The organism is Bradyrhizobium sp. 215_C5_N1_1, assembly GCF_052075935.1.
Taxonomy (GTDB): domain Bacteria; phylum Pseudomonadota; class Alphaproteobacteria; order Rhizobiales; family Xanthobacteraceae; genus Bradyrhizobium; species Bradyrhizobium barranii.
In genome coordinates this window covers 7676942-7690395 of record NZ_CP197228.1, presented here as the reverse complement: position 1 = coordinate 7690395, position 13454 = coordinate 7676942, and the positions used below count along the sequence as shown (strand labels likewise).

Genomic DNA, 13454 nt, shown 5'->3' with positions numbered 1-13454 from the left:
GATTTGCCTGAGCATGCGGCTCGAAACGAGCGCGCACAATGCTTTCTGGCCACCCCCTAAGTGAGTTTATTCATGCCTCGCGACAGCGACAAAGACAACGATTCCCGCGGCCGGCGTGATCGAGGCCCGGGCAGGGGTGGCCCGCCCAAGGGCCGGTCCGGCAAGCCGCGTGGCCCTGAGAAGAAATTCGCCAAGCGCGGCCCTGAGGGCAGGAGCGACGCCCGCCCGCCCCGTGGCGACCGCGACAGCCGTCCGCCTCGCGCCGACCGCGGGGATCGTCCGTTCCGCCGCCGCGAGGAGGGCGATGCCCCGCGCCGCGATTTCAGCGACCGTCCGAAGTTCAAGCGCGACGACCGTGGTGGTGAGGAGCGCGGCGAGCGCAGCTTCAAGCCGCGTGGCGACCGCCCGTTCTCGGATCGCGGCGCGCGCGATGGCGAGAAGCGGCCGTTCAAACCGCGCGGTGATCGCCCGTCCTATGGCCGTGACGACCGTCCGCCGCGCAGCCGGGATCGCGACGATTCCCGTCCCGCCGGCCGGTTCGGCGACAAGAAGTTCGGCGACAAGCGGCCCTACGCGCCGCGTGGCGACCGCCCGGAACGCAAGTTCGACGGCGAGCGGAAGTTTTCGCGTGGTGCGCCGGATCGCGAGCGCGACCGTGGGGATCGCAGCGATCGCCCGCGTGACTTCGGTGACCGCCCGCGCGATCGTGGCGAGCGCAGCGATTCAAAGCCGTGGCAGAAGCGCGACGCGGGTCCGCGTGGCGATCGTCCGCCGCGTAAGGACTTCAGCAAGGGTCCGCGCAAGGATTTCGGCGGCCGTGACCGCAGCGAAGACAAGCCCTGGCAGAAGCGCGACGATCGGCAGGGTGGCGGCGATGACCGTCCGCGTTTCTCGCGCTCGCGCGACGATCGCGCGTCCGGCGATCGTCCGTTCCGCGAGCGGCCCAAGTTCGATCGGCCCAAGTTCGATCGTCCGCGCGACGACCGTCCGAAATTCGATCGGCCTCGTCGTGACAGCGATGGCGAACGCGGCGGTGACCGTCCCAAATTCAATCGTCCGCGCGAGCGCTCCGAGGGCCGCTCCGACTGGCACGAGCATCCGCGCAGCGAAGGCCGCTCCGGCGACCGTCCGCGCCGTGAAAACGAGGATGAGAGCAGGATCTTCGAGAAGCGCCCCGCCTTCGGTGGCCGCGGCGCCTATCGTGACCGTGATCGGGATTTCGAGGGCCGTCCGCGCCGTGACGAAGCACCGAAGCCGAAAAAGGCCGGCGAGCGTATCGCAAAAGTGCTGTCGCGTGCGGGCCTCGCCTCGCGCCGCGACGCCGAGGAGATGGTCACGCAGGGGCGCGTCGCCGTCAACGGTCGCGTCATCAATTCGCCGGCGCTCGACATCACCTCGAACGATGTCGTCACTGTCGACGGCAAGCCGTTGCCGGAGCGTGAGCGTACGCGGCTGTTCCTCTACCACAAGCCGCGCGGGCTGATGACGACGCATGACGACCCCGAGGGCCGTCCGACCGTGTTTGACAATCTGCCCGAAGGCCTGCCGCGGCTGATCTCGATCGGCCGGCTCGACTTCAACACCGAAGGCCTGCTGCTGCTCACCAACGACGGCGGGCTCGCGCGTACGCTCGAGTTGCCGGACACCGGCTGGCTGCGCCGCTACCGCGTCCGCGCCCATGGCGACGTCACCCAGGCGCAGCTCGACGAATTGAAGAACGGCATCGAGGTCGAGGGCGTCAAATACGGTCCGATCGAGGCGACGCTGGAGCGCGACCAGGGCGCCAATGTCTGGCTGGTGTTCGCGATCCGCGAAGGCAAGAACCGCGAGGTGCGCAACGTCTGCGCCCATCTCGGGCTCGAGGTGAACCGGCTGATCCGCGTGTCCTATGGACCGTTCCAGCTCGGCGAGGTCCCCGAAGGCCAGGTCGAGGAGATCAAGTCACGCGTGCTGCGCGATCAGCTCGGCGACAAGGTCATCGAGAAGTCGGGCGCGCAGTTCGACGTGCCGAAGAAATCTTCTTCACCCGACGGCGAAGCGCCACGCGAGAAGAAGCCTGCCAGCAAGCGTGACGTGATCAACGATCGCAAGGGCCGCCGCGTGCTGGTACAGCGCACCGGCAGCGAGGAGGCGCGCGAGCGCAACGAGGCCGAGGCCAACGGCTACGGCCCGCCGCGCCGGCCCAAGCGCGGCTATCACGGCAAGCGCGATCTGACGCCGCGGGAGGACTGATTGCGCGTCGTCGGCGGTCGTTTGAAGGGGCGCAATCTCGCCTCACCGTCCTCGCGCGACATCCGCCCCACGGCGGACCGGCTGCGCGAGTCCGTGTTCAACATCCTCGTGCACGCCTATGACGATCCGATCGAGGATGCGCGCGTGCTCGATCTCTTCGCCGGCACCGGTGCGCTCGGCATCGAGGCGTCCTCGCGCGGCGCGAAGTTCACGCTGTTCGTCGACAACGGCGCCGAGGCCCGCGCGCTGCTGCGCAACAATGTCGAGACGCTCGGCCTTGGCGGCGTGACCAAGGTCTATCGCCGCGATGCGACGGATCTTGGCCCTGCGCATCCCGTCGAGCCGTTCTCGCTGGTGTTCCTCGATCCGCCCTATGGCCAAGGATTTGCGGAGAAGGCGCTCGCGAGCTTGCGCGACGGCGGCTGGCTCATGCCGGGCGCGCTGCTCGTGGTGGAAGAGGCGAAGGCTGCGCAGTTCGTGACGCCTGAGGGCTTCGAGGAATTGGAGCGGCGGGCTTATGACGACACGGAGTTCGTGTTTTTGAAGAGGCCGTAGTCTCGCTGCCGTAGGGTGGGCAAAGGCGCAACGCGCCGTGCCCACCAACTTTCTGCGATCGCGGTAGGTGGTGGGCACGCTTCGCTTTGCCCACCCTACGAAGATCATCTCCGCCCGAACAGCTTCTCCACATCGCTCAGCTTCAGCTCGACATAGGTCGGGCGGCCGTGATTGCACTGGCCGGAGTTCGGGGTGTCCTCCATCTCGCGGAGCAGGGCGTTCATCTCCTCCGGCCGCAGCCGGCGGCCGGCGCGCACCGAGCCGTGGCAGGCCATGGTCGCGGCGACGTGCATCAGGCGGCGCTCCAGCGGCAGCGCCTCGTCCCATTCGGCCATGTGCTCGGAGAGATCGCGCAGCAGCCCGCCTGCATTGGTCTTGCCGAGCAGCGACGGCGTCTCGCGCACCGCGACCGCGCCGGGGCCGAAGGACTCGATGGCGAGGCCAAACGATGCGAGCTCTTCGCTGCGCTCCAGCAGGCGCTCCACCGTGGCCTCGTCCATCTCGACGATCTCGGGGATCAGGAGGATCTGCCGTTGCACGCCGTTGGCGGCGAGCGAGGCCTTCAGCCGCTCGTAGACGATGCGCTCATGCGCGGCATGCTGGTCGACGATGATAAGGCCGTCGCGAGTCTGCGAGACGATGTAGGTCTCGTGGATCTGGGTGCGCGCCGCGCCGAGCGGGCGGTCGACGAGGTCGCTGACGGGTTGGGTCTCGATCCGCACGTCCGCACTGGGCGCGCCGACATCGAATGCCGCCTGTGCGCGCTCGGCGAAGACGGGCGCAGCCGATCCGTCGAACGACGGCATCGGTGCGACCGGGGCGGATGGCGAGGCGCGCCAGTCCCAGCTCGCAGGCCGCGGCGTGAAGGCCGGCCGGAACGAGGACAACGCGCTCTCGCCACTGTTGGCGGCCGTGCGCCGGCCCTCGCGCGCGAGCGCGTCCTTCAATCCGTGCACGATCAGCGCGCGCACGAGGCCGGCATTGCGGAAGCGCACCTCGGTCTTGGCCGGATGCACGTTGGCATCGACCTCGCGCGGATCGAGCGTGACGAACAACGCCAGCACCGGATGGCGGTCGCGCGGCAGATAGTCGGCGTAGGCCCCGCGCACGGCGCCGAGGATCAGCTTGTCGCGCACGGGACGGCCGTTGACGAAGAGATATTGCCCGAGCGCGTTCGCCTTGGTCAGCGCCGGCGCCGCGGCATAGCCGGCGACCACGACGCCCTCGCGCTCGGCATGGACCTCGATGGCGTGGCTGCGGAATTCTGCGCCGAGGATATCGCCGAGCCGCGTCAGCCGTCCGGCGGCGCCAGGCAGCGCCGCGGTCCAGGTCACCGGCGCGCGCTCCTCGCCGGCCAGCGTGAAGGCGACGTCGGGCCGCGCCATGGCAAGGCGCCTGACCACCTCACGGATCGCCTCCGCCTCGGTGCGATCGGTCTTTAGGAATTTCAGCCGCGCGGGCGTTGCATAGAAGAGGTCGTTGACCTCGACGCGCGTGCCGTGGGCCAGCGCCGCCGGCATGATCTCGGACTTGTCGCCGCCCTCGACTGACAGCGCCCAGGCATGTGGTTCGCTCGCGTGCCGCGTCGTGATGGAGAGACGCGCGACGGAGCCGATCGAGGGCAGCGCCTCGCCGCGGAACCCGAGCGTGCGGATCTGGAGCAAATCCTCGTCGTCGAGCTTGGAGGTGGCATGGCGTTCGACCGCGAGCGCCAGGTCCTTCGCGGTCATGCCGCCACCGTCATCGGTGATGCCGATCCGCCGCCGCCCGCCGCCATCGGTGAAGACGTCGATCCGGCTGGCGCCGGCATCGATGGCGTTCTCGACCAGTTCCTTGACCACGCTTGCCGGACGTTCGACCACCTCGCCGGCGGCGATGCGGTTGACGATTTGCTCTGGCAGTTGGCGGACGGGCATGGGGCTTTCGATCTGGATTCGCTGACGGCGCTATTCTAGGCCGTGTTGCGTCAAAAGCATGTGTTGGGCAACAGCCGTGTGGCGGCCTGGGGAAGAGGGATGCCTATCACATTGAAGGGATTGGACGTTCGAGAAAATTGCGCAACCGGGACGGAGCGATCGTCCTGCTGCCGTCCTGATTGTGGGGGGCCGGGCAGCGGTGTAGCATCGTGAAAAAATGGCAACAGGACGGGAGGACGCCATGTGCAATTTCTTCGCGCACCAGCCCCAACGCAACTACGAATCCCAGACCCGCTCGTTGCGGATCGGCGGGCACTGCACCTCGATCCGGCTGGAAATGGCGTTCTGGGACACGCTGGAGGAGATCGCGGCCAAGGAGAGCATGAGCGTCGGCAAGTTCCTGACCACGCTCTACAACGAGGTGCTCGACCATCACGGCGAGGTCAATAATTTCGCCTCGCTGCTACGCTGCTCCTGCCTGATCTACCGCTCCCGGAGCGTGACGCAGGTGCAGGATTTCAAGGCAACCGTCGCGCCGATCCTTGATGCGGCCGAGTAGCTTTCCCGACAAAAGTGCGTAGCCCGGATGAAGCGAAGCGCAATCCGGGATTCAGCTCACCCGCGAGCACCCCGGATTATGCTTCGCTCCGTCCGGGCTACGATATTCTCTCCGCCGTCATTGCGAGGAGCCCGCGACAAAATTGCGTAGCAATTTTGCGCTAGTGCGACGAAGCAATCCAGACCGTCACCGCGGCGGGATTCTGGATTGCTTCGCTTCGCTCGCAATGACGGGAGCAGGAAACGGTTTCCTTTGAACCTTCAAATCTCCTTTTTCTGCATCGCCCCCGCAATGTAATCCGCCTGCCGGATCGCGAGTGCGACGATGGTCAGCGTTGGATTGCAGGCCGCCCCGCTGGTGAACTGACTGCCATCCGAGACGAACAGATTCTTGACGTCGTGGCTCTGCCCGAACTTGTTGACCACGCCATCCCGCGGCTTCTCGCTCATCCTGTTGGTGCCGAGATTGTGCGTGCTCGGATAGGGCGGCGTCGGATAGGTCACGGTGGCGCCGACGGCGTCATAGACCGCAGCACCCTGCTTGTAGGCATGTGCGCGCATCGCGAGATCGTTGGGATGGTCGTCGAAATGCACGCTCGCGACCGCTTGCCCGAACTTGTCCTTCACGCTCGGGTCGAGCGTGATGCGGTTGGTTTCCTGCGGCATGTCCTCGCCGACCAGCCACATGCCGGCCATCCTGGGATAGCCGTCGAGCGCTGCGGTGAACGGACGGCCCCAGGCGCCGGGATTGAGGAAGGCCGCCATGAACGGCAAGCCGATCGACAGCGTCTCCATCTCGTAGCCGCCGACGAAGCCGCGCTTCGGATTGTTGGCGGATTCATCACGGATAATGCCGGCCATAGTGGTGCCGCGATACATGTGCACCGACTTCTCGAACACGGCGTAGACGCTGCCGGTCATGTGCCGCATGTAGTTGCGCCCGACCTGGCCCGATGAATTGCCGAGGCCATCGGGGAACATGGTCGAGGCACTGTTCAACAGCAACCGCGGGCTTTCAATCGAGTTGCCGGCCACCGCGACGACGCGCGCCTTCTGGCGCTGCATCGCGCCACTCTCGTCGGCATAGACAACGCCGGTCACCTTGCCGGAGGCGTCGTGCTCGATCTTGACCGCCATGCTGCTCGGCCGCACTTCGAGATTGCCGGTCGCCTCGCCCTTGGGGATCTCGGTGTAGAGCGTCGACCATTTCGCGCCGGATTTGCAGCCCTGGAAGCAGAAGCCGATCTGCTGGCAGGCGCCGCGGCCGTCACGCGGCTGGCTGTTGATGGCCATATTGCCGGTATGCACGGTCTTGTAGCCGAGCTTCTTCGCACCGGCCTCCAGCACCTTGAAATTATTGTTGCCGGGAAGTCCGGGAATGCCGTTGGTGCGGGTCACGCCCATCTTGTTCTCGGCCTTGGCGTACCATGGCTCGATCTCGGCGAGCGTCACCGGCCAGTCCAGCAGGTTCGCGCCGGGCAGGCCGCCGTAGGTGCTCTTCACCTTGAACTCATGCTCGTCGAAGCGCAGCGACGCGCCGGCCCAATGCGTGGTCGAGCCGCCGACCGCCTTGACGATCCAGGCGGGAAGGCCCGAAAAATCCTTGGCGACGCGCCATGTCCCCGACGTGGTGCGGGCATCGGTCCAGGCGAGCTGGGAAAAGCTCTCCCACTCGTCGTTGACGAAATCCTGGTTCTCGATGCGTGGGCCGGCTTCAAGGATGACCACCTTGACGCCCTTCTGCGCGAGCTCGTTGCCCAGCGTGCCGCCGCCGGCACCGGAGCCGACGATCACCACAACGCTGGAGTCGTTCAGATCGAATTTTGCCATATGCGTTCTCCTGAACCGTTGGGTGAGCCTTAAGCCTTCGGCAGCCAGTCGATGTCGGCAAAGCCGCGGTTGATGTAGCCGCCGTGCTCGGCGGAGGAGCCTTCGTAGCCGAACCGCGGCCAGACCTCTTTCTGGTTGTAGAGCGACACGACGAGGTCGCCGCGCACCTTCTGGAAGAAGTCGCTCTGCTCGATCTCCGTCAGCAGCACCACGCGGTCGGCTTCCCATGGCACTTCGGCGTAAGCCACCTTGTGGCGATCCCGCGCGTTCTGATCGAGCCGCGTGATGCCGTCGCTGATCAGAGACTTGACGGCGGGGTCCTTGGCCGCCTTGCCGTCCCACGGCTTGATCGCGGTGATGTAGTAGCTGTCGCCGAGGACGTCGTGCGGATAGATGTCGCGCGCGACCTTCAGCAGCGTCTTCATCGTTGCGGGCGAGAGCGTGCTGGCATCATCCGCCCAGGCATCCTCGATGCTGACGGCGACGCTGGTCGCGACAGCGACGACCGGAACGGCGGTCGCCGCGCCCTTGAGAAAGACGCGGCGGCTGTGCTTGCTTCGACGATCGACTTCTCTCATGGCATTCCTCCGTAGATTTTGTGATTTGGATTTTTGTGATTTTGATCAGCCGAAACGACCCCCTCGCTGGATCACCTCGATCTTGTAGCCATCGGGATCGCTGACGAAGAAGAAGCGCGCCAGCGTCTTGCCGTCGTGCTTGAAGTCGCGCAGCGGTCCCGGTGCGAGCTTCTCGCGCTCGAAGCGGGCATGTTCGGTATCGAGATCGTCGACCACCACGGCAATATGTCCGTAGCCGTCGCCGAGCTGGTACGGCTCCTTGCGATCGAAATTCACCGTCAGCTCCACCTCGAAAGGTGAGGAGGGGTGACGCAGGTAGATCAGGGCAAAGTCCGAAAATTTCAGATGGTCGGCGACCTCCAAGCCGAAGGCGCGCTTGTAGAAGTCGAGCGAGCGGGCCTCGTCGAGCACGCGGATCATGGAATGAACGGGCTTTGCCATTCAGTTCAGCTCCTTCAGGTAGGTGATGATGGCGGCGCGCGTCTCCGGCTTCGCCTGCCGGTAGACCATGGTCACGCCGGGAATGACGGCTTGCGGATTGCTCAGCCAGGCGTCGAGCCTGGTCTCGTCCCAGGCGAAGTCCGCTTTCGACAGCGCCTCTGAGTACTTAAAACCTTCGGTCTTTCCGGCGGGACGGCCAACGACCTTCACCAGTGCGGGGCCTTGCCGCGCCGGTTCTGACAGGTTTGTCGTGTGGCACACCGCGCATTGCTGCTTGAACAGCGTCGCGCCATCCGGCGGCTTGCCGGCCGGCAAGGGCATTTGCGCATCGGCAACCCGCGTCACCAGCACCATCGCGGTGCACAATCCAAGCACGACTGCGCGCATCGCCAAGAATCCGCCCATCCACATCAACGTGCGCAAACTCTAGGCGGCGTCAAAGGTGCGGTGGTAGTAGCGGGCTGTTTCGATGCCGCGGAGACACTGGTGACCGCGTGTGTTCCGCAATGCCTTATATGCGGAGCACAATTCCGCGAAACTGCCGTCAAATCCCTAAACGATCACCACACCATGCGCATTGCATGACGATTGCGCCGCTTAAACTCCCTACGCGATGCGATGACCCGGTGCAGGTGAGCGGCGCAGGATGCAGCCGAGCCATTCGTCGCGGAAGAATCCAGGAGAAATGGATGAAGTTGGTGAAGACCTCGATGATCGCATGCGCTCTGTCGGCTCTCATTGCGACGCCGGTTCTCGCGCAAGGCGCGCCACCCGCCAAGACGGGCGGCACCGTGCAAAGCAAACCGATGCAAGGCAGCACAATGGGCAGCGGGGATGAGGAGATGAATGCTCAGCCGGGCGCTGCGGGCGAGAAGACGGGCATGAAGTCGACCAAAGGCACCAGGGGCACGGTCGGCACCACCGGTAGCGCTGCGCATAAGGGAACCGCCGACGATTCCGCGACGGGCGGTGCAGCCCCAGCCAAGCGCTACTAGTCCCGCCGGGGTGAAGCAAGCAGACTCCGGTCGCCCTGCGGCCGGAGTTTTTTTGACTGGGTCTGCTTTGTTAGTCGTCGAAGCGGCCGCCGCCGCGCCCTGCCTTGATGTCGCTGCGGCGCTTCTTGCCGTCGAGCCGGCGCTGCTTGGAGCCAAAGGTCGGCCGCGTGGCGCGGCGCGGCTTCGGCCGTATCATCGCTTCGGTCAGGATCTCGGTGAGCCGGTCGATGGCGTCCTGACGGTTGCGCTCCTGGGTGCGGAAGCGCTGGGCGTGGATCACGATCACGCCGTCCTTGGTCATGCGCTGGCCGGCGATGCGGGCGAGCCGGATCACCGCATCCTCCGGCAGGGTCAGCTTGCGCGTGTCGAAGCGCAGCTGGGCCGAGGTCGAGACCTTGTTGACGTTCTGCCCGCCCGGGCCGGAGGCGCGGACGAAGCCGATCTCGATATCGTCCTCGTCGATGACGAGATCGCGGGATATCCGCAGCATGATGGCACCATTCGTGATGTCCGGACATATCGCGGACGTCCACGTTCGGCAATGGCGCATCCTGGAAACGCAAATGGCCGGGCGAGCCCGGCCATTTCAGGAAATGTCAGGGGACGTCAGTTCGACTTCGTCGCCGGTGCCGCGGCCGGTTGCGCGGCGGCCTGTGGGGCGCGGCCGACGACCACGGTCAGGAGGCCCTGGCCCCAGAGGCGCTTGGCGGCCGCCTTGGCGTCGTCCAGTGTCACCGCATCGACGATGGCGTTTCGCTTCTCGATATAGTCGATCGGCAGCTTGTCCTGCTGGTATTGCAGCAGCGCCTGCGCGAGCTTCGAGGAGGTATCCAGCGCCAGCATCTGCGAGCCCTTGAGGTAGGACTTGGCTTCGTCGAGCTCCTTCTGCGTCGGGCCCTCCTCGGCGATGCGGCGCACTTCCTTGTCGATGGCGTCGATGGTGTCGCCGGCACGGTCGGCGCGGGTGCCGGTGTTGCCGATGAAGACCGCCGAATGCTCCATCCAGAGCAGCGATTCGAACACGGAATAAGCCAGCCCGCGCTTCTCGCGTACCTCGCGATAGAGCCGGGAGGACAATCCGCCGCCGCCCAGGATGTGGTTGACGACATAGGCGGCCATGAAGTTCGGATCGTTGCGCTTCACGCCGGGGCCGCCGAAGGTGATCACGGTCTGCGGCACGTCGAGCGGCACGAAGGCGCGCTGCGGCGGTTTTGCCGCCTCGACGTCGGCGACCGGCGTGAGATTGGCTTTTGCGGGCAGGCTACCAAAAGTGTGGTCGAGCAGCTTGCCGAGGGTGGCCGGATCGACGTCGCCGACCACCGCGATCTTCAGCCCGTCCTTCGCAATCACGCGGCCGACATAATCCTTCATGTCGGCGACCGTGATGGTCGGCACGCTGTCCAGCGTGCCATTGGTCTGCCGGCCATAGGGATGGTCGCCGAACGCGACCTCCAGGAATTTTCGGCTCGCCAGCGAGGACGGATTGGTGGTCTCGCGGCGCAGGCCCGAGATCACCTGTGAGCGGATGCGCTCGACGTCGGCGGTGTCGAAATGCGGCGAGGTCAGCGCGCTCCTGAGCAGGTCGAAGGCCTCGTCCTTGTTGTCGCGCAGCATCCGCAGGCTGCCGCGGAACGTATCGCGGGTGGCGCTGAAGGAGAGCTCGATGGCGCGGCGGTCGAGCCGCTCATGGAAGGTCTTGGAGTCGAGATCGCCGGAGCCTTCGTCGAGGAGATCACCGACCAGATTGGCGACGCCGGACTTGTCCTTGGGATCCTGCGCCGAGCCGCCGGCAAAGGAATATTCCATGGCGATCAGCGGCACCGTCGCATCCTGTACGAACCAGGCTTCGATGCCGCCCGGCGAAGTCAGGTGCTGGATCTTTGCGGCCGCCTGAGACGGCGACACCGTAGCCAGCGCGAGTGCCGCGCCGGTGGCAAGCGAGAATGCAACGCGTCGAAGGAAGGGATAGGTCACGAACGCTTCTCCTCACGCTTGGCGGCACTGGTGTCCTTGATCAGATAGCCCGTCACCGATCGCTTCTTCTCGAGCCATTTCTGCGCGACAGTGCGAACCTGCTCGGCGGTGACCGCGCGAATGCGGTCGGGCCAGCTCCTGATGTCCTCGATCGAAAGGCCCGTGGTCAGCGCGCCGCCATACCAGCGCGCCAGCACCGCCTGGTTGTCCTGGGCGTAGATCGCTTCCGCAATGAGCTGGGTCTTGACCCGCTCGAGGTCCTCGGCGCGGATCGGGTTCTGCGCGATGTCGGCGATGACGCCGTCGACCACTTGCTCGACATCGGCAAAGCTGACGCCCGGTTTCGGCGAGGCCGAGATCGCGAACTGGGTCGGGTCGAGCGAGATGCTCGAATAGCTGGCGCTGGCGGACACCGCGAGCGGCTTGTCGACCACGAGCGCGCGGTAGAGATAGGAATTGCTGCCGCTGCCCATCAGCTGCGCCAGCACGTCGAGGGCGGCGCTTTCACCGGCCGCGGCGGTGGTCGCCGACGGTACGAGATAATAGCGGCGCAGGCCCGGCTGCTCGACGCGCGGGTCGGCCAGCGTGACCGTGCGCGGCGCCGCCGGCTCCGGCTCCTGCGGACGGATGCGCCGCTCCGGGATCGCGGGCTGGGCCGGAATGGAGCCGAAATTCCGCTCGACCAGCGGGCGGATGTCGGCGGCTTCCACGTCGCCGGCGATCACGAGGATCGCGTTGTTCGGCGCGTAGAAGCGGCGGTAGAAGGCGAGCGCATCCTCGCGGTCGAGCTTCTCGATCTCCTGGTGCCAGCCGATCACCGGCCGGCCGTAGGGATGATTGAGATAGAGCGCGGCCATGATCTGCTCGTTGAGCCGCGCGTCCGGATTGTTGGCGACCCGCATGTTGTACTCTTCGAGCACGACGTCGCGCTCGGGCAGCACGTTCTCGTCCTTAAGGATCAGGCCGGTCATGCGATCGGCCTCGAACTCCATCATGGTCGGCAGCTGCTCTTTCGGCACGCGCTGGTAGTAGTTGGTGTAGTCGACCGAGGTCGAGGCGTTCTCGTTGCCGCCGACGCGGAGCACGGTCTGGGAGAATTCGCCGACCGGATGCTTCGAGGTGCCCTTGAACATCAGATGTTCGAGGAAGTGCGCGAGCCCGGACTTGCCCGGCGTCTCGTCGGCCGAGCCGACCTTGTACCAGATCATCTCCGTGACCACGGGCGTGCGGTGGTCCGGGATCACCACGACCTGCATGCCGTTGGCGAGCGTGAAGCTGGCGGGCGGGGCCGACGTCACCGTGGTCTGGGCGAGGGCGGCGCTGGCTGAGAGGACACTCGTCGAAAGCAGCGCGGCAAGGAGGCAGGCGGCCGATCGGTAAGAGGACATCATAATCCTTATGAAAAGGCCGAACCCGGATGTCCGGCTCGGAGGCACGGCATGCTACACCGTGCGGCTGAGGCTTCGCGTCACGAAGCAGAGAACTCAACGCGGTGGCAAGTTACTGATAAGCAATATGCAGACTGCGTCCGGCGTGCGTAAGCCGCCGGTGCCAGGATGCGCCTGTCAGGATGTCGCGGTGGGGCAGGAGCGCTATTATTCCTTTTCCTTGCCCGACATGATGTCGAAATAGGTCCGGCGCGACTTGTCCGGCCCTGCGCCATAGGCGTAGTTCGGCGAGGGGGTCTGGTAGCCCGGCGGCGGCTCGACCAGCGACGAACGCGGCGGCTCACTGGTGAATTTCTTCTCTTCGGAGCTGTTGCCGCCCTTCATCATGTTCCAGAGACCGCCGGCGTAGCCGAGTTCGGCGGGACTGAGCGACGGGTTGCCGTTGGTGCCCGGCTGGATCGGGTCATTGCTTGTACGGGGGGCTGCGGCGACCTCGCCGGCCTTCATCTCGGCGGGCGTCAGCGGTTGGGCCGCCTGCCAGTTCTCCGTCGCCTTGGTCGCCTTCTTGCGCGCTGCGATGGCTTCCTTGCGGCGCTTCTCTTCGGGGTCCTTCGGCCAGTTCGGAGCATTCTTGGCCTGGGTTGCCGGAGGCGGCAGGTCGAGCTTGGGCGGCACGACGAGCGGCGAGCGCTCGCGGTATTCGATGCCGGGCTTTTCCATGCTCTTGGCACCGATGCCGGACATCAGATTGTCGATGATCTTCTCTTCGAAGGTCATCCCGTCATCATCATCGTCGTCGTCACCGGCACGGACCGGGCCTGCCGTCATGACGAGGCCGATGCCGAGCGCGACAGCGGACAATTTCAACGCCCGCCAGAACCCCGCTTTGGGGTCTCGAACCATCGAACCGCTGGTCTCGGAGCTGCGCATCACTGTACCTGTTCCATATTGTGGCAGATTGCTGCACTTTGCCGCTCGCACGCGGCC

Annotated in this window: 13 protein-coding genes; 4 read left to right on the top strand and 9 right to left on the bottom strand. The window is 65.7% G+C overall.

The genetic code is table 11. The features are described from left to right. The first annotated feature begins 72 nt into the window (after nucleotides 1–72). Together AB7G19_RS36835 and rsmD are read left to right on the top strand one after the other, a co-directional pair. On the top strand, nucleotides 73–2232 hold the full coding sequence (locus tag AB7G19_RS36835) for a pseudouridine synthase (protein WP_085403358.1): 2160 nt from the start codon (nucleotides 73–75) through the stop codon (nucleotides 2230–2232). After that, nucleotides 2233–2787 (top strand): 16S rRNA (guanine(966)-N(2))-methyltransferase RsmD, encoded by a 555-nt coding sequence (rsmD, locus tag AB7G19_RS36830; protein WP_085403357.1) that lies wholly within the window; start codon nucleotides 2233–2235, stop codon nucleotides 2785–2787. A 104-nt stretch (nucleotides 2788–2891) separates the two neighbouring features. Here the strand turns inward: rsmD and mutL are convergent, their stop codons facing one another. Further along, nucleotides 2892–4703, bottom strand: coding sequence for a DNA mismatch repair endonuclease MutL (gene mutL, locus AB7G19_RS36825; protein ID WP_135214811.1), 1812 nt, complete (start codon nucleotides 4701–4703; stop codon nucleotides 2892–2894). Between the two features lie 241 nt (nucleotides 4704–4944). Between mutL and AB7G19_RS36820 the strand changes: the two genes are divergently transcribed. Next, complete coding sequence (locus AB7G19_RS36820) at nucleotides 4945–5262, top strand: ribbon-helix-helix domain-containing protein (protein ID WP_085403355.1); 318 nt, start codon at nucleotides 4945–4947, stop codon at nucleotides 5260–5262. A gap of 260 nt (nucleotides 5263–5522) precedes the next feature. On the opposite strand, the gene AB7G19_RS36815 is transcribed toward AB7G19_RS36820, so the two are convergent. Genes AB7G19_RS36815 through AB7G19_RS36800 form a run of 4 tightly spaced genes read right to left on the bottom strand, consistent with a single transcriptional unit; the run spans nucleotide 5523 to nucleotide 8497 of the window. Next, entirely contained in the window at nucleotides 5523–7091 is a 1569-nt protein-coding gene (locus AB7G19_RS36815; RefSeq protein ID WP_085403354.1) for a GMC family oxidoreductase, read from the bottom strand. A gap of 29 nt (nucleotides 7092–7120) precedes the next feature. Further along, the gene (locus AB7G19_RS36810; RefSeq protein WP_063985596.1) at nucleotides 7121–7669 is read right to left on the bottom strand and encodes a hypothetical protein; all 549 of its coding nucleotides are present in this window, start codon (nucleotides 7667–7669) and stop codon (nucleotides 7121–7123) included. A 45-nt stretch (nucleotides 7670–7714) separates the two neighbouring features. Further along, entirely contained in the window at nucleotides 7715–8110 is a 396-nt protein-coding gene (locus tag AB7G19_RS36805; protein ID WP_085403353.1) for a VOC family protein, read from the bottom strand. After that, complete coding sequence (locus AB7G19_RS36800) at nucleotides 8111–8497, bottom strand: c-type cytochrome (RefSeq protein ID WP_085403433.1); 387 nt, start codon at nucleotides 8495–8497, stop codon at nucleotides 8111–8113. Between the two features lie 302 nt (nucleotides 8498–8799). Between AB7G19_RS36800 and AB7G19_RS36795 the strand changes: the two genes are divergently transcribed. Then, nucleotides 8800–9105: a hypothetical protein gene (locus AB7G19_RS36795; RefSeq protein WP_085403352.1), complete on the top strand. Its 306-nt coding sequence runs from the start codon at nucleotides 8800–8802 to the stop codon at nucleotides 9103–9105. A gap of 70 nt (nucleotides 9106–9175) precedes the next feature. Here the strand turns inward: AB7G19_RS36795 and arfB are convergent, their stop codons facing one another. From arfB to AB7G19_RS36775, 4 genes are all read right to left on the bottom strand, one after another. After that, on the bottom strand, nucleotides 9176–9595 hold the full coding sequence (arfB, locus tag AB7G19_RS36790) for an alternative ribosome rescue aminoacyl-tRNA hydrolase ArfB (protein ID WP_063985592.1): 420 nt from the start codon (nucleotides 9593–9595) through the stop codon (nucleotides 9176–9178). 116 nt (nucleotides 9596–9711) lie between these two features. Continuing rightward, nucleotides 9712–11079, bottom strand: coding sequence for a M16 family metallopeptidase (locus AB7G19_RS36785; RefSeq protein ID WP_085403351.1), 1368 nt, complete (start codon nucleotides 11077–11079; stop codon nucleotides 9712–9714). Further along, nucleotides 11076–12470 carry a M16 family metallopeptidase gene (locus AB7G19_RS36780; protein WP_420480971.1) on the bottom strand — a complete coding sequence of 465 codons (1395 nt, stop codon included), beginning with the start codon at nucleotides 12468–12470 and terminating at the stop codon, nucleotides 11076–11078. The genes AB7G19_RS36785 and AB7G19_RS36780 overlap by 4 nt, the downstream gene beginning before the upstream one ends. Nucleotides 12471–12674: 204 nt before the next feature. Beyond that, the gene (locus tag AB7G19_RS36775; RefSeq protein ID WP_085403350.1) at nucleotides 12675–13397 is read right to left on the bottom strand and encodes a hypothetical protein; all 723 of its coding nucleotides are present in this window, start codon (nucleotides 13395–13397) and stop codon (nucleotides 12675–12677) included. Nucleotides 13398–13454 lie beyond the last annotated feature (57 nt).